General features: G+C 72.2%; 21 protein-coding genes. 12 read left to right on the top strand and 9 right to left on the bottom strand.

The window, feature by feature from the left end; translation table 11 throughout:
* Window positions 1-40 precede the first annotated feature (40 nt).
* The gene (gene asnB / locus IOD16_RS04885; protein ID WP_123743455.1) at window positions 41-1,969 is read left to right on the top strand and encodes an asparagine synthase (glutamine-hydrolyzing); all 1,929 of its coding nucleotides are present in this window, start codon (window positions 41-43) and stop codon (window positions 1,967-1,969) included.
* Between the two features lie 54 nt (window positions 1,970-2,023).
* Here asnB and IOD16_RS04880 read toward each other — a convergent pair whose 3' ends face one another.
* Window positions 2,024-2,434, bottom strand: a complete 411-nt coding sequence (locus IOD16_RS04880; protein ID WP_201439071.1) for a MerR family transcriptional regulator — start codon at window positions 2,432-2,434, stop codon at window positions 2,024-2,026.
* Between the two features lie 81 nt (window positions 2,435-2,515).
* Between IOD16_RS04880 and IOD16_RS04875 the strand changes: the two genes are divergently transcribed.
* On the top strand, window positions 2,516-3,694 hold the full coding sequence (locus IOD16_RS04875) for an MFS transporter (protein WP_236594758.1): 1,179 nt from the start codon (window positions 2,516-2,518) through the stop codon (window positions 3,692-3,694).
* Window positions 3,695-3,767: 73 nt separating this feature from the next.
* Entirely contained in the window at window positions 3,768-3,941 is a 174-nt protein-coding gene (locus IOD16_RS04870) for a hypothetical protein (protein ID WP_201439065.1), read from the top strand.
* Here the strand turns inward: IOD16_RS04870 and IOD16_RS04865 are convergent.
* From IOD16_RS04865 to IOD16_RS04855, 3 genes are all read right to left on the bottom strand, one after another.
* Window positions 3,932-4,159 carry a PASTA domain-containing protein gene (locus tag IOD16_RS04865; RefSeq protein ID WP_201439063.1) on the bottom strand — a complete coding sequence of 76 codons (228 nt, stop codon included), beginning with the start codon at window positions 4,157-4,159 and terminating at the stop codon, window positions 3,932-3,934. The genes IOD16_RS04870 and IOD16_RS04865 overlap by 10 nt on opposite strands.
* An 87-nt stretch (window positions 4,160-4,246) precedes the next feature.
* Window positions 4,247-4,621, bottom strand: a complete 375-nt coding sequence (locus IOD16_RS04860; RefSeq protein ID WP_123743458.1) for a HesB/IscA family protein — start codon at window positions 4,619-4,621, stop codon at window positions 4,247-4,249.
* Window positions 4,622-4,710: 89 nt separating this feature from the next.
* Entirely contained in the window at window positions 4,711-5,730 is a 1,020-nt protein-coding gene (locus IOD16_RS04855) for a glycerate kinase family protein (RefSeq protein ID WP_201439061.1), read from the bottom strand.
* Between the two features lie 42 nt (window positions 5,731-5,772).
* On the opposite strand from IOD16_RS04855, the gene IOD16_RS04850 reads away from it, so the two are divergent.
* The 3 genes from IOD16_RS04850 to IOD16_RS04840 all read left to right on the top strand — a co-directional run bounded on the left by IOD16_RS04850 (window position 5,773) and on the right by IOD16_RS04840 (window position 9,217).
* Window positions 5,773-6,405 carry a DUF3043 domain-containing protein gene (locus IOD16_RS04850; RefSeq protein ID WP_201439060.1) on the top strand — a complete coding sequence of 211 codons (633 nt, stop codon included), beginning with the start codon at window positions 5,773-5,775 and terminating at the stop codon, window positions 6,403-6,405.
* Between the two features lie 305 nt (window positions 6,406-6,710).
* Window positions 6,711-7,697 (top strand): aldo/keto reductase family protein, encoded by a 987-nt coding sequence (locus IOD16_RS04845; RefSeq protein WP_123743462.1) that lies wholly within the window; start codon window positions 6,711-6,713, stop codon window positions 7,695-7,697.
* A gap of 104 nt (window positions 7,698-7,801) precedes the next feature.
* Complete coding sequence (locus IOD16_RS04840; protein WP_201439058.1) at window positions 7,802-9,217, top strand: HEAT repeat domain-containing protein; 1,416 nt, start codon at window positions 7,802-7,804, stop codon at window positions 9,215-9,217.
* A 19-nt stretch (window positions 9,218-9,236) separates the two neighbouring features.
* Here IOD16_RS04840 and IOD16_RS04835 read toward each other — a convergent pair whose 3' ends face one another.
* Complete coding sequence (locus tag IOD16_RS04835; RefSeq protein ID WP_201439056.1) at window positions 9,237-9,437, bottom strand: hypothetical protein; 201 nt, start codon at window positions 9,435-9,437, stop codon at window positions 9,237-9,239.
* Window positions 9,438-9,515: 78 nt separating this feature from the next.
* Between IOD16_RS04835 and cobU the strand changes: the two genes are divergently transcribed.
* The 3 genes from cobU to cobS are packed head-to-tail and all read left to right on the top strand — an operon-like array spanning window position 9,516 to window position 11,811.
* Window positions 9,516-10,073, top strand: coding sequence for a bifunctional adenosylcobinamide kinase/adenosylcobinamide-phosphate guanylyltransferase (gene cobU, locus IOD16_RS04830; protein WP_201439055.1), 558 nt, complete (start codon window positions 9,516-9,518; stop codon window positions 10,071-10,073).
* Window positions 10,070-11,107 (top strand): nicotinate-nucleotide--dimethylbenzimidazole phosphoribosyltransferase, encoded by a 1,038-nt coding sequence (gene cobT, locus IOD16_RS04825; RefSeq protein ID WP_201439049.1) that lies wholly within the window; start codon window positions 10,070-10,072, stop codon window positions 11,105-11,107. The genes cobU and cobT overlap by 4 nt, the downstream gene beginning before the upstream one ends.
* On the top strand, window positions 11,107-11,811 hold the full coding sequence (gene cobS / locus IOD16_RS04820; RefSeq protein WP_201439048.1) for an adenosylcobinamide-GDP ribazoletransferase: 705 nt from the start codon (window positions 11,107-11,109) through the stop codon (window positions 11,809-11,811). Before cobT ends, cobS begins: the two co-directional genes overlap by 1 nt.
* Window positions 11,812-12,008: 197 nt before the next feature.
* Here the strand turns inward: cobS and IOD16_RS04815 are convergent, their stop codons facing one another.
* Complete coding sequence (locus tag IOD16_RS04815; RefSeq protein ID WP_123743468.1) at window positions 12,009-13,109, bottom strand: branched-chain amino acid aminotransferase; 1,101 nt, start codon at window positions 13,107-13,109, stop codon at window positions 12,009-12,011.
* Window positions 13,110-13,224: 115 nt separating this feature from the next.
* Window positions 13,225-14,478 (bottom strand): amino acid permease, encoded by a 1,254-nt coding sequence (locus tag IOD16_RS04810; protein WP_201439046.1) that lies wholly within the window; start codon window positions 14,476-14,478, stop codon window positions 13,225-13,227.
* 195 nt (window positions 14,479-14,673) lie between these two features.
* Between IOD16_RS04810 and IOD16_RS04805 the strand changes: the two genes are divergently transcribed.
* Window positions 14,674-16,170, top strand: coding sequence for a leucyl aminopeptidase (locus IOD16_RS04805; RefSeq protein WP_201439044.1), 1,497 nt, complete (start codon window positions 14,674-14,676; stop codon window positions 16,168-16,170).
* A 28-nt stretch (window positions 16,171-16,198) separates the two neighbouring features.
* Here the strand turns inward: IOD16_RS04805 and IOD16_RS04800 are convergent, their stop codons facing one another.
* Window positions 16,199-16,807, bottom strand: coding sequence for an NAD(P)-dependent oxidoreductase (locus IOD16_RS04800; protein ID WP_201439042.1), 609 nt, complete (start codon window positions 16,805-16,807; stop codon window positions 16,199-16,201).
* Window positions 16,808-16,857: 50 nt separating this feature from the next.
* Between IOD16_RS04800 and IOD16_RS04795 the strand changes: the two genes are divergently transcribed.
* A complete protein-coding gene (locus IOD16_RS04795; RefSeq protein WP_201439041.1) occupies window positions 16,858-17,427 on the top strand; it encodes a TetR/AcrR family transcriptional regulator in 570 nt (189 codons plus the stop codon).
* 118 nt (window positions 17,428-17,545) lie between these two features.
* On the opposite strand, the gene IOD16_RS04790 is transcribed toward IOD16_RS04795, so the two are convergent.
* On the bottom strand, window positions 17,546-17,863 hold the full coding sequence (locus IOD16_RS04790) for an oxidoreductase (protein ID WP_123743474.1): 318 nt from the start codon (window positions 17,861-17,863) through the stop codon (window positions 17,546-17,548).
* A 176-nt stretch (window positions 17,864-18,039) separates the two neighbouring features.
* Between IOD16_RS04790 and lpdA the strand changes: the two genes are divergently transcribed.
* Entirely contained in the window at window positions 18,040-19,410 is a 1,371-nt protein-coding gene (gene lpdA / locus IOD16_RS04785) for a dihydrolipoyl dehydrogenase (protein ID WP_201439039.1), read from the top strand.
* Window positions 19,411-19,430: the final 20 nt, after the last annotated feature.

Genomic DNA, 19,430 nt, shown 5'->3' with positions numbered 1-19,430 from the left:
ACTGGAGTCTTCTCCACACGACATGAAGGGTGTTTACGGCGTGTGCGGCCTGGTAGGACTGGTTTGCCCTGGCGAGAACGAGGCCCAGCGGGCGCGCTCGGCGGTGGCTGGGGCACTGCGCTGCCAGCGGCACCGCGGCCCCGACGAGAGCGGCACCTGGCAGGGCGGTGAGGTCGTCTTCGGCTTCAACCGCCTGTCCATCATCGACATCGAGCACTCGCACCAACCCCTGCACTGGGGTCCGCACGACCAGCAGGGTCGCTACGCGATCCTGTTCAACGGCGAGATCTACAACTACGTGGAGCTGCGCGCGGAGCTGACCAAGCAGTTCGGCGCCGTGTTCGCCACCGACGGCGACACCGAGACGATCGTGGCCGCCTACCACTACTGGGGCCCGGGCGCCGTGGCCAGGCTGCGCGGCATGTTCGCGTTCCTGATCTGGGACAAGGCGCGCCGGGTGGTGTTCGGCGCGCGCGACCCGTTCGGCATCAAGCCGCTGTACTACGCGGCCGGTCCGGGCGGCGTGGCGTTCTCCAGCGAGAAGAAGTCGGTGCTGGAGCTGGCGCCGACGATCGGCATCACGCCGAAGGTGGACGAGAAGGCTCTGCAGCACTACCTGATCCTGCAGTACGTGCCGGAGCCGGAGTCGCTGCAGAGCGAGGTTCACCGGATCGAGTCCGGCACCTCGTTCACCCTCAAGCCGGGTGGCAGGCCGGTGGTCGAGCGGTACTTCCCGGCCACGTTCCGGCCGCGGACCGTGCGCGGCGAGGCGGACGAGAACCGCCTGTACGACGAGATCACCGAGGCGTTGCGCGACTCGGTGGCCAAGCACATGCGGGCGGACGTGACGGTCGGCTCGTTCCTGTCCGGCGGCATCGACTCGACCGTGGTCGCGGCGCTGGCCAAGGAGCACAACCCGGACCTGATCACGTTCACCACGGGGTTCGAGCGGCAGGGCTACTCCGAGATCGACGTGGCCGCCGAGTCGGCCGCCGCGATCGGGGTGAAGCACGTGGTCCGGGCGGTGACGGCGCAGGAGATGATGGACGCCCTGCCGCTGATCACGTGGTACCTGGACGACCCGGTGGCCGACCCGGCGCTGGTCCCGCTGTGGTTCATCGCCCGCGAGGCGCGTGAGCACGTGAAGGTGGTGCTGTCGGGCGAGGGCGCGGACGAGCTGTTCGGCGGCTACACGATCTACCGCGAGCCGCTGTCGCTGGCGCCGTTCGAGAAGGTGCCGGGCGCGTTGCGCAAGGCCATGGGCAAGGTGTCCACGAAGATTCCGCAGGGCGTGCGCGGCAAGGACCTGCTGCGGCGCGGGGCGCTCACGCTGGAGGAGCGCTACTACGGCAACGCCCGGATCTTCATGGACGACCAGCTGCGCCAGGTGCTGCGCACGTACGACCCGAACGTGTCGCACAAGGACGTGACCGGGCACGTGTACCGGGAGTCCGAGGGCTGGGACCCGGTGACGCGGATGCAGCACGTGGACCTGTTCACGTGGTTGCGCGGCGACATCCTGGTCAAGGCCGACAAGATGACGATGGCGAACTCGCTCGAGCTGCGGGTGCCGTTCCTGGACCCCGAGGTGTTCCGGATCGCGTCGCAGGTGCCGTCGGAGCTGAAGCTCACCAAGGAGACGACCAAGCACGCGCTGCGCCGGGCGATCCGCGACATCGTGCCCGCGCACGTGCTCAACCGGCGCAAGCTGGGCTTCCCGGTGCCGATCCGGCACTGGCTGAAGGACGAGATGCACGACTGGGCGGTGGAGACCGTGCGCCAGTCGCAGACCGACCAGTACATCGACAAGGGCGCGGTGCTGCGGGTCATCGAGGAGCACCGGTCGGGTGTCGCGGACAACAGCAGGCGGATCTGGGCGCTGCTGGTGTTCATGATCTGGCACGGGATCTTCGTGGAGGGCCGGATCCGCCCGGTCGTCCCGGAGCCGCACTACCCCGTCAAGCTCTAGTTCCCACCGCGGAGGCCCCCGGCGCGCACGTGCCGGGGGCTTTCGCGTGCCGCCTCAGGCCACCGGTTCGGCCACGCACGTCCCGTCGGCCTTGTTCCGCATGATCCGGGTCACGTCGGCCACGAGCTCGCCCAGGTGGCGCTTGCTCTGGGTCAGCTGCTCGATGCGGGCCTCGATGGACGCCAGCTCGTCGTTCAGCATGCGCAGCAGCGGCACGCAGCCGGCCTCGTCCTCGGGCAGCTCGACGTCCTGGTCGAACGCGTGCGCGAGCACCAGCCGCGCCAGGCGCACGTTCAGGCCGGAGCCGATGAGGCAGCGGACGCTGCGGACGCGCTCCACATCGGACTCGTCGTAGACGCGGTAGCGGGACTCGGTGCGCTGGGGCGTGAGCAGGCCCTGCTGGTCGTAGTAGCGCAGCATCCGCACGGTGGCGCCGGTCTTCTCCGCGAGCTCGCCGATCAGCACTTATTCCCACCCCTGCCGGAAAGAGCGTTCGATCACGCAACCTTGACCCTGACGTCAGTGTCACACTTTAGCGTCGTCGTCGTGATCGCCTTCATCCTGATGCTCAGCGCCTTCGCGGTGGGCACATCCGAGTTCATCATCGTCGGCGTGCTGCCCGAACTGGCCGCCGACCTCGGCGTCGACGTGCCGACGGCGGGCCTGCTGGTGACCGCCTACGCCGTGTCGGTCGCCCTCGGCGGTCCGGTGCTCACCGTGCTCACCGGGCGCATCGCGCGCCGCAAGCTCCTGATCTCCGTCATGGCGCTGGCCCTGGTGGCCTCCCTCGGCAGCGCCCTGGCCGACGACTACGCCCTGCTGATGGCGGCGCGCATGGTGGCCGCGCTCGCCCAGGGCCTGTTCTTCGCGGTGGCGTCCCAGATCGCCGTCGCCGCCGTGCCGCCGGAGAAGCAGACCGCGGCCATCGCCAAGGTCGTCAACGGTGTCGCGCTGTCCACCATCCTCGGCATCCCGCTCGGCACGCTGATCGGCCAGAACTACGGCTGGCGGGCATCGTTCGTGCTGGTCAGCGCGTTGACGGCGATCGGTCTGCTCGGGGTCGTGCTCGGCACGCCGAAGGTCGCGCACGAGCCCGACCCCGGTGTGCGGGCCAGCCTGTTCGCGTTCGGCAGGCGGACCGTGCTGCTGGGTCTGGCCACGACGGTCCTGTCGTTCACCGGGCTGATCACGGCGTTCACGTACGTCGCGCCGGCGTTGCGCGAGGTGAGCGGTTTCGAGCCGGGCTGGGTGACCGGCGTGCTGCTCGTGTACGGCCTGGGGACGCTCGTCGGCAGCACCGTGGCGGGCCGCGTGGCGCCGGACCGGATCGCCCGCGTGCTGCCGGTCCCGCTGGGTGTGCTCGGTGTGATGCTGCTGGCCCAGGGGCTGATGCTGGAGAGCAAGGTGGCGGCCGTGGTGAGCGTGTTCGCGCTGGGCGCGAGCGCGTTCACGGCGGGTCCGCTGATCCACACCTACCTGATGGGGCAGGCGGGTTCGGCGGCCGGGCTGGTCGCCTCGGTGAACATCTCCGCGTTCAACGTGGCCGCGGCGCTCGGCCCGATGCTCGGCGGCGTGGTGCTGACGAGCGGGCTGGGCCTGCGGTGGGTGGGGACCGTCGGCGGTGTGTCGACCATCCTGGGCGTGGGGGTGGCCCTGGTGGTCGGCAGGCTCACGACGGGTCCGGCGAGGTCGACCGCACCCACACCGCTGGTCGCGCACGTGTGAGATGGCCCTACCGGGCGGTACTACCGCCCGGTAGGGCTTTTGTCAAGACCTTGGCACGCATACGGTCGCGGGTGTGAAGACCACCGAGGCGGACACGCTGGCCGAGCTGATCGACGACTGCACCGACCTGCCGCGGGAGCTGCGTGGCGCGGAGGGCGACGCGCACCCCGAACCGGGGGCCGCGGCGCCGTGGCAGGTGGACGACGCCCACTACGCCCAGGTCGTCGACCTGGACGTCTACGTCTGAGACTCCTCGAAGTCGATCACGACCGGGGCGCCGCGGCGCACCCGCCGGCCGGCGGCCGGGTCCTGACCGGTGACGATCCAGGTGCCCGGCCAGGTCAGCGCGCCCAGCGGCGGGCCGTCCGGGTCACGGGAGGTCACCACCACGCCCGCGGCGTGGCCAGCCTCGCGGGCTCGGGGGACGGTCAGGCCGACCAGGTGCGGCACCTCCGCGTGCGTCATGGCACCAGCGTCCCACCGGGCGCAACGGAAGAGGCCCCCGCCGCGGCGGCGGGGGCCTCTTTCGCGAACTGCGGTCCAGCGGGTCGATCAGTGGAACGAGTCGCCGCAGGCGCACGAGCCGCCGGCGTTCGGGTTGTCGATGGTGAAACCCTGCTTCTCGATGGTGTCCACGAAGTCGATCACGGCGCCCTCGACGTACGGCGCGCTCATGCGGTCGACGGCCACCTTCATGCCGTCGAAGTCGCGCACCGCGTCGCCGTCGAGCGTGCGCTCGTCGAAGAACAGCTGGTAACGCAGCCCCGCGCAACCACCGGGCTGGACGGCGATGCGCAGGTGCATGTCGTCGCGCCCCTCCTGGTCCAGCAACGCCTTGGCCTTCACGGCAGCCGCGTCGGTCAGCGTCACGCCGTGGGTGGGCGGGGCGTCAGGAGTAGTGGTGACTGCGTCCTGAGCGGTCGTCATGGCTCTCCCTCAGAGGTCCTTTGCGGGCATCTATTCCGGCAAACACGGGAAGTACCCGCTTTGTTCCTACCCCCATGGTCGCACAGACGTCACCGCCCGGAGTGTGACCAGTGCCTCGCCACGCCGGCGGCGAGGTCGGCCAGGGTGCCGTACGGGTCCGCCAGGCTGCGCTCCACCGAGCCGGCGTGCTCGGCCACCGCGTACGACTCCTGCACGCCCGCCGCCGCCGCCTCGCGCCTGCCCACCGTGACCTGGCCCGCGAGCACCAGGCACGGCACGCCGCGCTCCGCCGAGCCGCTCGCCACGGCGGTCACCAGCTTCCCGCGCAGCGACTGCCAGTCGAAGCTCCCCTCACCGGTCACGGCCAGGTCGGCGTGGTCCAGGGCTTCATCCAACCGGGTGAGCTCGCGCACCATTCCCGCGCCGGACGCCACCTCGGCCCCGAGCGCCATCAACGCGGCCCCGAGACCACCCGCCGCGCCCGCGCCGGGCCGGTCGCGGACGTCGGCCAGCTCGTCCATCGCGGCCAGCCGCGCCTCCAGCCGGGCCACCGCCTCGGGTGACGCGCCCTTCTGCGGGCCGAACGTGCGCGCGGCGCCGTGCGGGCCCAGCAGCGGGTTCTCCACGTCCGCGGCGGCGACCAGCCGGGCGGTGACGGGGCGGACCGCCTCGCGCAGCCCCGCGCCGCCGTCCGTCGTCCCCGACCCGCCGAGGCCGACCACGATCGTGTGCACCGCGGCGTCACCGGCCGCGTTGACCAGCTCGCCGACGCCCCGGGTGGTGGCGGTCTCGGCGGCCCGCGCCCGCTCGTCGACGGGGACCAGGTGCAGGCCACAGGCCTGGGCGGACTCGATGTAGGCGGTGCCGTCGTGCTCCAGCCACACCGCCTCGACGGGCACGCCCAGGGGCCCGCTGACGGTCGTCGTGTGGAGGGCGCCGCCCAGGGCGGCGTGCAGGACGTCCACGAAACCCGGCCCGCCGTCGGCCAGCGGGCGCAGGTGGAGCTCGTCGTCGGGAGCGGTGCGGCGCCAGCCCTCGGCCACGGCCTCGGCGACTTCCCGCGCGGTCAACGTTCCGCCGAAGCAGTCCGGCGCAATAACAACTCGCACCTCGCGAACAGTACTTATCGGGGCATCTCCTACTCTGGTGCGGTGAGGTTCCTGCGCCGCAACGCCGACGAAACCGCCGAGACCACCACCGAGGACGCTCCCGCGGAGGTGAACCCGGCCGATCCGTCGCGCACGCCAGGCAAGGGGCGGCCCACGCCGAAGCGACGCGAGGCCGAGGGCAAACGACGCGGCCCCGTGCCGCCGCCGCCGCGAACGCAGCGGGAGGCGTTGAAGCGGTCGCGCGGGAACAAGGTGTCGAAGGAGGAGCGCCGCGCGGCGGCGGTCGAGCGCCGGCAGCGGATGATGGCGGGCGAGGACAAGTACCTCCTGCCCCGCGACCGCGGCCCGGTGAAGGCCTACATCCGCGACGTGGTCGACTCGCGGCGCAACCTCATGGGCCTGTTCATGCCGCTGGCCATCCTGGTGTTCGTCGCGCTGCTGGTGCCGATGCCCTCGATCCAGCAGTACGCGACGCTGCTCACCACGTTCATGCTGCTGGCGATGATCGTCGAGGGCTTCGTGCTCGGCCGGATGGTGAACCGCCGGGTGCGGCTGAAGTTCCCCAGCGACACCACCCGCGGCCTGTCCATCGGCTGGTACTCGTTCATCCGGGCCAGCCAGCTGCGCCGCCTGCGGGTGCCCAAGCCCCGGGTCAGCCCCGGCGACAAGGTCTGACTCAGCAGGCCCCTGGCCTCCGCCCACCGGGTGGTCCGCGCGACCAGGTCGTGGAGGTGGTCGCCCGTCCGGTCGGGCGGCGGCCACTCCGCGTCCACGACCGCGGGCAGGTCATCGCGGATCACCCGCGCGATCGCCCGGACGCCGTCGTCGCGGTGGAGCGGTCCCAGGTGTTCTCATCGGTCAACCCGTCCCCGGGCCGGGTGAGCCACAACGAAGCGGGCATGACCGCGCACGCTGCGGACGGCTCCGCGCGAACGGGAGTTCATTAGCATGCCGAACGAGTCCTCACTAGACTCCCGGCCATGGAGTTCCGACGCCTCGGCCGCAGTGGCCTGAACATCAGCGAGATCTCGTACGGCAACTGGCTCACCCACGGTTCCCAGGTCGAGGAGGACCAGGCGACCGCGTGCGTCCGGGCCGCGCTCGACGCGGGCATCACCACGTTCGACACCGCCGACGTCTACGCCAACACGAAGGCGGAGTCGGTGCTCGGCCGCGCGCTGACCGGCCAGCGCCGCGAGTCGCTGGAGATCTTCACCAAGGTCTTCTGGCCGACCGGCCCCGGCGGCCCGAACGACAAGGGCCTCGGCCGCAAGCACATCATGGAGTCGATCAACGGCTCGCTGGAGCGGCTCCAGACCGACTACGTCGACCTCTACCAGGCGCACCGGTACGACAAGTCCGTGCCGCTGGAGGAGACGATGCTGGCCTTCGCCGACGTCGTCCGCTCCGGCAAGGCCCTCTACATCGGCGTGTCCGAGTGGAACGCCGACCAGATCGCCCGCGGCGCGGCCCTCGCGCGTGAGCTGAACGTGCCGTTCATCTCCAACCAGCCCCAGTACTCGATGCTGTGGCGCGTCATCGAGTCGCAGGTCGTGCCGACCTCCGAGCGCGAGGGCGTCAGCCAGATCGTGTGGTCGCCCATCGCCCAGGGCGTGCTGACCGGCAAGTACCTGCCGGGTCAGCCGGTGCCCGAGGGCTCGCGGGCGACCGACGAGACCGGCTCGAAGTTCATCCAGCGCTTCCTGCGCGACGAGGTGCTGACGAAGGTCCAGCAGCTCAAGCCGCTGGCCGACGAGGCCGGCCTGTCGCTGGCCCAGCTCGCGGTCGCGTGGACCCTGCAGAACCCGAACGTGGCCAGCGCGATCATCGGCGCGTCCCGCCCGGAGCAGGTGCACGAGAACGTCAAGGCCGCCGGCGTGAAGCTGGAGGACGAGCTGCTGAAGAAGATCGACGACGTGCTCGAAGGCGTCGTGGAGACCGACCCGCGGTTCACCGTCACCCCCTGACGCGCGGCGCCTCGCGAAGCCCCGCCCGGGACGTCCCGGGCGGGGCTTCGCGGTGAAGCCGGTAGCTCACCGCCGGCTCACCGGCCGGCCCGTTCACTGGTGGCGTGCGCGCACCGGACGACCGGCGACCCGGTGACCTCCTCGTGGAGCGGCTGGTCGGACTCGAGTCGGCGGGGGAACCGGCCGGCGCCGAGGCGTACCGGGACCTCTACGAGCACGCCCACGACCGGGCGCTGCGGTCCGACCCGGCCGGGAGCCGCTGGTTGGTGGCCCTGACGGCGCACCCGAACGGCTCGGTGCGCGCCATCGCGGTCAGCGCCCTCGCCGAGGGCCGTGATCCCGCGCACCAGGCGATCATGCTGGAGGCGTTGGCCGCCCCCGACCCGCGCCTGGTCGTGCCCGCCGTGGACGGTCTGACCGCCCGGACCGTGACGGAGGTCTTCGACCGGCTGGTGGCGCTGGTGAACCGGCCCGGCGAGCCGTGGAGCTGGGCCCGCCGGTGCGCCGCGCGGCGCATCGCCGAGTCGGGGCACCCGCGGAGGCTCTCCGTCCTGGCGGGCGCGTTGGCGCACGCGGACCACGGCGGCGTGCACGACATCGTCCACGTGCTCATCCGCTCGGGCGACCCCGGCTTCGGCCCCGCGCTGGTCGAGCACCTGCGGTCCCGCACGACCGGCTTGATCGCGGTCGCGTTCGCGCTCGGTCACCTCCGCGTCGCCGACGCCACCGGTCCGCTCGTCGACGCGCTGCGCACGACCGACGTCACGCTGGCGGTGACCGTGCTGCGGGCGTTGGGCAGGATCGGGGCGGAGGAGGCGGCGCCGGCGGTCAGGTCGATGCTCGACCACCACGACGCGGAGGTGCGCGAGGCCGCGCTGCTCGCCCTGGCCCGGATCGGTGGTCCGCTGGTCGTCCCCGCCGCCCTGACCGCCTCCGACGACGGCGACCCGTCCGTCCGGGGAGGCGCCATCCGGGTGCTGGCCGCGCACGGTGATCAGCGCGCCGTCGGGCGTCTGGCGGCGGCGTGCGACGGCCGGCACGTCCGCGTCGCGCTCACCGGACTCGTGCGGCTCGCCGATCCCCGGGTCGCACCGACCCTGGTGGACGTCCTGGTGAGCACAACCGACCGGCCCGCCCGCAAGCTCGCCGGACGAGCCCTCGCACGCATCGGCGCACGGCCGCTGCTGCCCACGTGGCACCAGGATCGGCTGGTCCGTCGCGCCGCCGTCTGGGTGGTCGGGCAACGCGCCGACGCACGTGACGCCCGCGTGCTGATCAGGGCCTTGCGGGACGAGGACGAACTGGTCCGCGCCCGCGCCGCCGCCGCACTGGGACGGATGGCGGTCGCGGAAGCGCTCACGCCGCTGACGGACGCCCTGGACGACCCCCGGCCGCGGGTGCGCGCCAACGCGGCCACCGCCCTGCGCCGCATCGCCCCGCCCGACCTGCCCGACCGCCTGGCCGCGGCCCGGCGGGACCCGCACCCGGCCGTCCGGGCCGCGGCCACCGCCGGCCCCTGATCACGTCACCGGCGGTGCGTCACTCGGCCGGGGACAGGGACATCGGGCCGTAGACCTCGGACTCGCTGCGCAGCAACGTCACTTGGGCGACGCCCGACTCCCGCAGCTCGACCCAGGAGGAGGAGAACCAGTCCTCGGCGGCGGTCTGGTCGGGGAACGCGAGCCGCGGCCCGTCGACCTCGTGCCCCTGCTCGTCCTGGTACCGCCACCGGTACTCCATGACGGACCTCCTCGCGCTGTGCCGTGCGGGTAACGTTCCCGGTCAGGCTATGTCCTCCTGGAACGGTTGGAGTGCGGTGTGACGCGTCGGACACTGGTGCTGGGCGGCGCGCGTTCGGGCAAGTCCGCGCACGCCGAGGGCCTGCTCGCGGAAGACGTGGTGACCTACGTCGCGACCGCGCGCCGCTACCCCGACGACGCCGACTGGGAGCTGCGCATCGCCCGGCACGTCGCCCGCCGCCCCACCACCTGGACCACGGTCGAGGCGCCCGCGCCGAGCGACCTGATCGCGCTGCTCACCGCCACCAGCGAAGCCGACCCGCCGATCCTGGTGGACGACATCGCCACCTGGCTCAACGGCGTGCTGGACGACGCGGGCGCGTGGGAGGGCCACGGCATGGGCCAGGTCGAGCAGGAGTGCGCGGCACTGATCCGGGCGGTCGCCACCACCCGCGCCCGGCTGGTCCTCGTCTCGGCGGAGGTCGGCCTAGGCGTCGTGCCCAGCACGCACTCTGGCAGGCTCTTCCGCGATCACCTCGGCTCGCTCAACGCGCGGCTGGCCGAGGTGTGCGACGAAGTCCTGCTGGTCGTCGCCGGAATCCCACTGCGACTGCGCGAACCCGGAGGTAGTCGGTGACCATCGAGTTCCCGTCCGTCGAGCCGCCCAGCGCGGACGTGCGCGCCAAGGCGTCGGCCAGGCACGCCGTGCTCACCAAGCCCGTCGGCTCACTGGGCAGGCTGGAGGAGCTCGGCGCCTGGGTGGCCGCCTGCCAGGGCGAATGCCCGCCCAAGCCCTTCACCCGCCCCCGGGTGGTCGTCTTCGCGGGCGACCACGGGATCGCCAAGCACGGCGTCTCGGCCTACCCGCCCGAGGTGACCAGCCAGATGGTGGCGAACTTCCTGGCCGGCGGCGCGGCGGTGAACGTCCTGGCCAACGTCGCGGGCGCGACCGTCCGCGTGGTCGACCTGGCCGTCGACTCGGAGACCCCGGTGGGCGACGTGAAGGTCCGCCGCGGCTCCGGCTCCATCGACCGCGAGGACGCCCTGACCCTCGACGAGACCGAGCAGGCCGTCGAGACCGGCCGCAAGCTCGTGGACGACGAGGTCGACGGCGGCGCGGACCTGCTCATCGCCGGCGACATGGGCATCGGCAACACCACCCCCGCCGCGGTCCTCATCGCCGCGCTCACCGGCTCCGAGCCGGTGGCCGTGGTGGGTCGGGGAACCGGCATCGACGACCAGGGCTGGATGCGCAAGACCGCCGCGATCCGCGACGCCCTGCGCCGCGCCCGCCCCGTGATCAACGACCCGGTGGCCCTGCTCGCCGCCTCCTCCGGCGCGGACATCGCCGCCATGGTCGGCTTCCTCGCCCAAGCCGCCGTCCGCAAGACCCCCGTCATCCTCGACGGCGTGGTGTCCGGCGCGGCGGCCGTGGTCGCCGAAGAACTCGCGCCCGGCGCCCGTGACTGGTGGGTCGCCGGCCACCGCTCCGTCGAACCCGCGCACGCCCTGGCCCTCGGCCACCTCAGCCTCGACCCGCTGCTGGAGTTCGACATGCGCCTGGGCGAGGGCTCCGGCGCCGTGGCGGCCCTCCCCCTGGTCGTGATGGCGACCCGGATCCTGGCCGAGATGGCGACGTTCGACAGCGCGGGCGTCTCCGGACCCGCCTGATGCGCCTGGCGTTGTCCTGGCTGACCGTCCTGCCCGTCCGCGTCGGCTCCAACGAGGTCGACGCGCGGGCAGCACGGCGCGCCATCGCCTTCGCACCCCTGGTCGGCCTCCTGCTGGGCGCGGCAGCGGCAGCCCTGCTCCTCCTGCCGCTACCGGGCCTCGTCGCGGGTTTCCTGGTCGTCGGCTTCCTGGCCCTGGCCACCCGCGGCATGCACCTGGACGGCCTCGCCGACACCGCCGACGGCCTGGGCTGCTACGGCCCACCCGAACGCGCCCTGGCCGTCATGAAGGACGGCGGCGCCGGCCCGTTCGCGGTGGTGGCGCTGATCGTGGTGCTGGGAGCGGAAGCCGCCGCCTTCCCCAGCGTCGACCGGGGAGTCGTCCTCCTGGCCCTGACCACCGGCCGCGCCGCGTTCATCCTCTGCTGCCTGCGCGGCGTCCCCGCCGCCCGCCCGCAAGGCCTCGGCGCACTGGTCGCCGGCACCCAACCACCGTGGGTGGCCATCACGTGGTGGACCGCCCTGACCGTCGCGGCCTACTTCGTCCACCCCTGGCAAGGCCCGCTCTCCATCGCCCTCGCCGCCACCCTGACCCTCGTCCTGATCCACCACACCCGAAAGCGATTCGGCGGGATCACCGGCGACGTCCTGGGCGCGGCCTGCGAAACGGCCACCTTGACCGTCCTCGTCATCAACTCGCTCTGAATACCCGCGGAGGCCCGATTTGACATGGGTTCGGGTGCTTTAGGCTGGACTAAGCCGGCAGGCCCGGCGGGACGCTTTACCCCGCTGGGCCTGCCGGCTTTGGCCTGCCTGGAGTGCCCGTAAGGGCCCCATGTCAAATCGAGCCGGGCTTGAGCGAACCGATCGAACTCGATCGAGCCGGAAGTCAAGCGGGAACACTAGTTGATCTTGACCATCCACCCGTGCGGATCCGCCACCAAGCCCTGCTGGATGCCGGTCAGGTGGTTGCGCAGCTTCATCGTCACATCCCCCGTCACCCCACCGGAGACGGCGAACTCACCAGCCGCGTGCTTCACGTGACCCACCGGCGTGATCACCGCGGCCGTGCCGCAGGCGAACACCTCGGTCAGCTCGCCGGACTCGGCCTTCTTCTCCCACTCCTCGGTGGAGATCCGGCGCTCCTCCACCGCGTGACCGAAGTCAGCCGCCAACCGCAGCAACGAGTCACGCGTGATCCCCGGCAGCAGCGCGCCGGACAGCTCCGGCGTCACGACCCGCGCGTCCTCGCCGGTGCCGAGGACGAAGAACAGGTTCATCCCGCCCATCTCCTCGACCCACCGCCGCTCCACCGCGTCGAGCCACACGACCTGGTCGCACCCCTGCTCGGCGGCCTGCGCCTGCGCCACCAACGACGCCGCGTAGTTGCCCGCGAACTTGGCCGCACCGGTCCCGCCGGGCGCCGCGCGCACGTACTCCGTCGACAACCACACCGTCACGGGCTTCAACCCGCCCGCGAAGTACGACCCGGCGGGCGACGCGATGAGCACGTACACGTACTCCTTCGCCGGCCGCACGCCGAGGCCCTTCTCCGTCGAGAACATGAACGGCCGCAGGTACAGCGACTCCTCGGGGATGGCGGGCACCCACCGGTCGTCCACGGCCAGCAGTTCCCGGATCGACTCCAGGAACAGCTCGTCGGGCAGCTCGGGCATCGCCAACCGGCGCGCGGACGCGCGGAAGCGCTCGGCGTTGGCCGAGGGGCGGAAGGACGCGATCGATCCGTCGGGCTGGCGGTAGGCCTTGAGCCCTTCGAAGATCGCCTGGCCGTAGTGCAGCACCATGGCCGCCGGGTCCAGCTCCAGCGAGTGGTAGGGCTCGACGACGGCGTCGTGCCAGCCCTGCTCCTGGTTCCAGCGGATCGTCACCATGTGGTCGGTGAAGTGCTGCCCGAAGCCCGGCTCGGCGAGTACCTCCGCAACGCGCTCCGGGGTCGCCGGCTGCGGGTTGGGGGTCCGGGTGAAAGGCAACGCGGTCGTCATGACAGCACGATAGCCGCCACTTCTACGTCAGAAAATCGCTGTCCCGACGCTCGGACATCCGACCATCCAAATGCACCCGACCGGGCGCTGTCCGACCCGGCCTGCCGACCCCGGACTACCGCCTGCCCGCCTTCACCACCACCGCTTGCCGGGCACGACCCAGCGCGAGCAACCCGGTACCGAGCGCGAGCGCCACCCCGGTGATCACCAACGCGTCGGCGGGCGCGCTCATCGCCAGCAGCACCGACAGCCCCAACCCCAGGCACGCGGTGCGCATCGGCCACGTCCGGTCCTCTTGCAGCAACACCCGGGCCGAGGCGTTCGTGAAGCCGTAGTAGAACGCCGTGCCGCACGCGCCCACCGCCAGCGCCGTGGCCGGTGGCAACGCCACGACCGCGCCGATCGCCGGCGCCGCGCTCACCACGTCCAGCGGCCAGGCCGCCCGGATCGCCGGCAGATCGCCCGTCTCGGTCATCCCGACCAGCGTCCGCCGCGCCGACGCGAGCACGAAGAACAGCGACGACAAGGCCGCCACCGCCGCGCCGACCGAGAGCACGGGCAGCAGCCACCGCCCGTCGGCCACGATCAGCGCGTCCCGCAGCGGCGCCGGCGACAACGCCAGCCGCGCCGGTCCGAGCTGCCGCAGCACCGCCGCGCCGACCGCGCCGGCCACCAGCAGCGCCACCCCGATCGCCACCGGCACCGCGACGTGCAGCACCCGGGCGGAGAACTCCTGGTCACCACGTCGGGGGGCGGTCACCCGCTCGAACCCGACGAACACCGCGAACAGCAGCAGCGCCGCGCCCATCACACCGTCGAACCCGGGCGCTCCCCCGGCACCTACCGCCCCCTCGACGCCGACCGGCGGCGTCACGGGGTTCTCCGGCGGCGCGACCGAGAAGCACACCAGCACCACGAGGGTCAGCACGCCGAGCACGACCGCCACCGCCGCCACGCTCAGCCTGGTGCTCCACCGGACCCCGGCCGCACCCAACCCCGCGGTCACCGCGATCAGCCCCACGGCCGCCGTCAGCCGATGCTCGGGGACCACGTACGCCCCGAACATCCCGGCCAACGCCGCCGCCATCCCCGCTCTGCCGACGAGGTGCGCGCCGGCGCCGATGCGCGCGGGCCAAGGCCCGAGCTGGTTGCGGATGTAGGCGTACCCGCCGGGCGCGTCCGGGTAGGCCCGGTGCTGGTCGGCGGTCGAGAAGGCGCAGCACAGCGCGGCGACGGCGGCTAAAACCAGGCCGGGGAGGAACCAGGGGCCCGCGACGGCCGCGGCGGGGGCGAATCCGGTGAAGACACCGGCCCCCAGCGTCGCGCCGAGAGCGAGCGCCACGGCCCCGGCACGGGGCGTGATTGTCACCGGTACACAGTCCCAGATCAACCGAGTGACCGCTAACGCCCGCCCGGCTGACCCCCGTTCGTGTTAATTGTTACTCATTGCAATCGAAGGTGCGGCGGTCATGAGTGTGAACGAGACCTTTAGCATTCGTCACCATCCACCCCCATCCCGCCGCACGACCAGAAAGTGCCGGGAGGACCCCGTCAAGGAGCCGCAGTGACCGCGCCGAAGCTGGCCATCACCGACAGTGACCCGAGCAGCACCACCGCCGACGCCGTTGTGGTGGGCACAGTCCAGGGACCGGACGGTCTCGCCCTCGCGGCCGGGTCGGAGGCGGTGAACGCCGCGTTCGACGGCGCATTGCTGGACGTGCTCGACGCCGTCGGCGCGAGCGGCAAGGCCGAAGAGGTCGTGACCGTGCCGGCGCTCGGCAAGCTCGCCGCCCGCGTCGTGCTCGCCGTCGGCCTGGGCAAGCCCGCCGACGACGGCTCGGTCACCGAGGACCAGGTGCGCCGCGCGTCCGGCGCCGCCGCCCGCGCGCTGTCCGGCCGCAAGCGCGCCGTCACCACGCTGTCGGCCCTGCACCTCGGCCCCGCCGTCGAGGGCACCGTGCTGGGCTCGTACTCGTTCACCGCCTACAAGTCGAACAAGGGCGACGGCCCGGTCGCGCGCGTCGACCTCGTCGCGCCCGCCGAGGGCAACATCCGGGCGCACCGCGCGACGCTCAAGGCGTCCACCGCGATCGCCGAGGCCGTCACCGCGACCCGCGACCTCGTCAACACCCCGCCGAACGACCTGTTCCCGGCGTCGTTCGCCGACCGGGCCGCCGCCCTGGCCAAGGCCGAGGGCCTCGAGGTGGAGATCCTGGACGAGAAGGCGCTGCGCAAGCAGGGCTTCGGCGGCATCCTCGGCGTCGGCGGCGGCTCCAGCCGTCCGCCGCGCCTGGTCCGCATCACCTACCGCGGCCCGAAGGCGGGCAAGAAGGTCGCGCTGGTCGGCAAGGGCATCACCTTCGACACCGGCGGCATCTCGATCAAGCCCGCCGCGGGCATGGACGAGATGACCTCGGACATGGGCGGCGCGGCGGCCGTGATCGCCACCGTCGTGCTGGCCGCGAAGCTGAAGTACCCGCTGGAGGTCACCGCCTGGGCCCCGATGGCGGAGAACATGCCGTCGGGCACCGCCTACCGGCCCGGCGACGTGCTCACCATGTACGGCGGCAAGACCGTCGAGGTGCTCAACACCGACGCCGAGGGCAGGCTGATCCTGTCCGACGCGATCGTGCGCGCCTGCGAGGACGCGCCGGACTACCTGATCGAGACGTCCACGCTGACCGGCGCGCAGGTCGTGGCGCTCGGCAAGCGGACCGCCGGCGTCATGGGCACCGAGGAGTTCCGCGACCGGGTGGCGGCGATCGGGCGCGCGGTCGGCGAGCAGGCGTGGGCCATGCCGCTGCCGGACGAGCTGCGCGGCGACCTCGACTCGAAGGTGGCCGACCTCGCGAACGTGGCCGGGCACCGGTTCGGCGGGATGCTCGCCGCGGGCCTGTTCCTGCGCGAGTTCGTGGCCGAGGGCGTGACCTGGGCGCACATCGACGTGGCCGGCCCGTCGTTCCACACCGGCGGCCCGTACGGGTACACCACCAAGGGTGGCACCGGCGTCCCGGTGCGCACCATGGCGGCGGTGCTGGCGGACATCGCGGCGAACGGGTAGCGGCACCGACCTCCGGCCGGGCCGACCTTCAGTCGGCCACGCTGATCGTCCTGCCCACGGATCCCGGGTCGACCAGGCACCGCACCACCAGCGACGCCAGGTCGGCCCGGGACACCCGCATGCCCCCGCGCACGTTCGTGTCCACCGCGGTCCGGAACGCGTCCGTGCGCGGCCCGTCGGTCAGCTGCGGCGGGCGGACGATCGTCCACTCCAGACCGCTCGCGCGCACGACCTCCTCCATCCGCGCCATGTCGCCCCACGGGTGCTTGAGCACCTGGCGCAGGATCGGCTTGACCAGGTAACGGCTGAACGGGCCGTCACCGTCGGTCACCATGCCGCTGTTGCTCACCACGACCAGCCGGCGCACGTCGTGCGCCCTCATCGCCGTGATCACCGACTTGGTGCTGTCGGTCTGCACGGACGTCGGCTTGCGCGCCGCGCGCGTGCCGATCGCCGAGACGACGGCGTCCGCGCCGGCCAGGTGCGGCCCGATCGAGTCGGGGTCCATCACGTCGGCCACGGTGTCGCGGCCGTTGCGCGTGCGCACGATGGCGGTGACCTCGTGCCCCGCTTCCCTCGCCAGCTCCACGACCTTGGTGCCGGTGCCGCCACTGGCACCCAGAACGGTGATCTTCATGCTCCACCCCTATCGGTTGGTGAGTGCTCACTAACCATTAGGGTAGCCCCATGAGCACACGCGACCGCATGCTCGACGCGGCGGCCCACGTCATGCGCACCAAAGGGCTCGCGCGGACGACCACCAAGGAGATCGCCAAGGCGGCGGGCTTCTCGGAAGCGGCGCTCTACAAGCACTTCGCGGACAAGACCGAGCTGTTCCTCGCCGTGCTGAGGGAACGCGCGCCCAGCGACCTGGCCGGGCTGCTGGCAGGGCTGGAAGCCGGGCGCGGCGACGTGCGGGAGACGTTGGCCGGCATCGCGCGGGCCGCGGTCGCGTTCTACGTCGAGACGTTCCCGATCGCCGCGTCGATCTTCTCCGAACCCGCGTTGCTCGCCGCGCACCGCGAAGCCCTGAAGGCGCACGGGGCGGGCCCGGCGACGGTGTCCGAGACGCTCGCGCGGTACTTGGCGGCGGAGCGGGCGCTGGGGCGGCTGCCCGCCGGGGTCGACCCGGGCGCGGCGGCCGACCTGCTTCTGGGCGCCTGCCACTACCAGGCGTTCCTGGGGTTCTTCTCTGACCGGCCGGTGGACGCGGAGGCGCTGGTCAGGACGCTGTGGGACGGGGTGGGGAGGGCTTAGCGCCCGCGCGGCGGGGTGCGGCGCGGCGGGGTGCGGCGCGGCAGGGTGCGGCGGCCCGGACCGATCGGCAGGACCGAGATGTCGGATGTGAACAGGTGCGGTTGAGAGCGGGTGGCGGTCAGCCCTGGTTCTTGCGTCGCGAGTACTCCCGCATCCGCTTCGGGTAGCCGACGATGCCCGCGTCGTAGATCGGGATCTCCAGCTTCTTGGCCAACCGCTTGGCGCCCTCGGTGCCGTCGATCCGGCGACGCGTCCACTCTCCGTCGTGCGCGACGAGCACGATCGTGGTTTCCGTCACGGTCGTCTTGGGCTCGACGTACGCCTCCACGCCGCGGCGCGCGGCGGCCCACTGCTCCAAGTGGCCGGTGTCCGTGGACGTGGCCGATCGCAGCACGCCGGGGCGCTGCTTCCTGCGAAAACGGTCGAACAGCCCCACCGGGCCACCTCCTGCAAGGACTTCTGTCGACCATGGTGCCGGCGCGGGTGTGAAGGTGGGGGCAAATCGCCCGAAGACCGACACCGCGTCGCGGGCGTTCGCGCGGTAGTGACAAGATGGCAACTACACGCGCGCACCCGCGCGGAGTAAGGCATCAAGCTCTCCAGGGAGAACCCGTGACCGACACCTCCGCCGACCTTGTGATCCTCGGTGGCGGCTCGGGCGGCTACGCCTGCGCGTTCCGCGCGGCCGAGCTCGGCCTGTCCGTCATCCTGGTCGAGAAGGACAAGCTGGGGGGCACGTGCCTGCACCGCGGCTGCATCCCGACCAAGGCGCTGCTGCACGCGGCGGAGGTCGCGGACAACGCGCGCGAGGGTGACCAGTTCGGCGTGAAGTCCTCCCTGGAGGGCATCGACATCGCGGGCGTCAACTCCTACAAGGACGGCGTCGTCAGCCGGCTCTACAAGGGACTCCAGGGCCTGGTCAAGGCCAACAAGGTGACCCTGGTCGAGGGCGCGGGCAGGTTCGTCGGCCCGAACACCGTCGAGGTGGACGGTCAGCGCTACACCGGCAAGAACGTCGTGCTGGCGACCGGTTCGTACGCCCGCAGCCTGCCCGGTCTGGAGATCGGCGGCCGGGTCGTCACGAGCGACCAGGCGCTCAACCTGGACTTCATCCCGGAGAAGGTCGTCGTGCTCGGCGGCGGCGTGATCGGCGTCGAGTTCGCCAGCGTGTGGGCCTCCTTCGGCGCGGACGTGACCATCGTCGAGGCGCTGCCCCGCCTGGTCCCGGCCGAGGACGAGTACGCGTCCAAGCAGCTCGAGCGCGCCTTCCGCCGTCGCGGCATCAAGTTCAAGACCGGCGTGAAGTTCACCGGCGCGACGCAGAACGAGTCGGGCGTGGCGGTCACGCTCGAGTCCGGCGACGTGCTCGACGCCGACCTGCTGCTGGTGGCCGTCGGCCGCGGCCCCAACACCGCCGGCCACGGCTACGAGGAAGCCGGCGTGCGGATGGAGCGCGGTTTCGTCACCACCGACGAGCGGCTGCGCACGAGCGTCCCGGGCGTGTACGCCGTCGGCGACATCGTGCCCGGCCTGCAGCTCGCGCACCGCGGCTTCCAGCAGGGCATCTTCGTCGCCGAGGACATCGCCGGGCAGAACCCGAAGGTCATCGACGAGGCGGGCATCCCGCGCGTCACCTACTGCAAGCCCGAGGTCGCGTCGGTCGGCCTCTCCGAGGCGGCGGCCAAGGAGAAGTACGGTTCGGTCGAGACGTTCGTCTACGACCTCGCGGGCAACGGCAAGAGCCAGATCCTGAAGACCGCCGGCGGTGTCAAGCTCGTCAAGGCGCCCGACGGCCCGGTGGTCGGTGTCACCATGGTCGGCGAGCGGGTCGGCGAGCTGATCGGTGAGGCCCAGCTCATCTACAGCTGGGAGGCCTACCCCGAGGACGTGGCTCCGCTGATCCACGCCCACCCGACCCAGACAGAAGCCCTCGGCGAGGCTTTCCTCGCCTTGGCCGGCAAGCCGCTGCACGTGCACGGCTGACCGTCGCACCCCAGTCAGCC

It is taken from the genome of Saccharothrix sp. 6-C, from assembly GCF_016695385.1.
GTDB classification, from domain to species: domain Bacteria; phylum Actinomycetota; class Actinomycetes; order Mycobacteriales; family Pseudonocardiaceae; genus Actinosynnema; species Actinosynnema texasense.
This window is presented reverse-complemented; position numbering and strand designations above follow the sequence as displayed.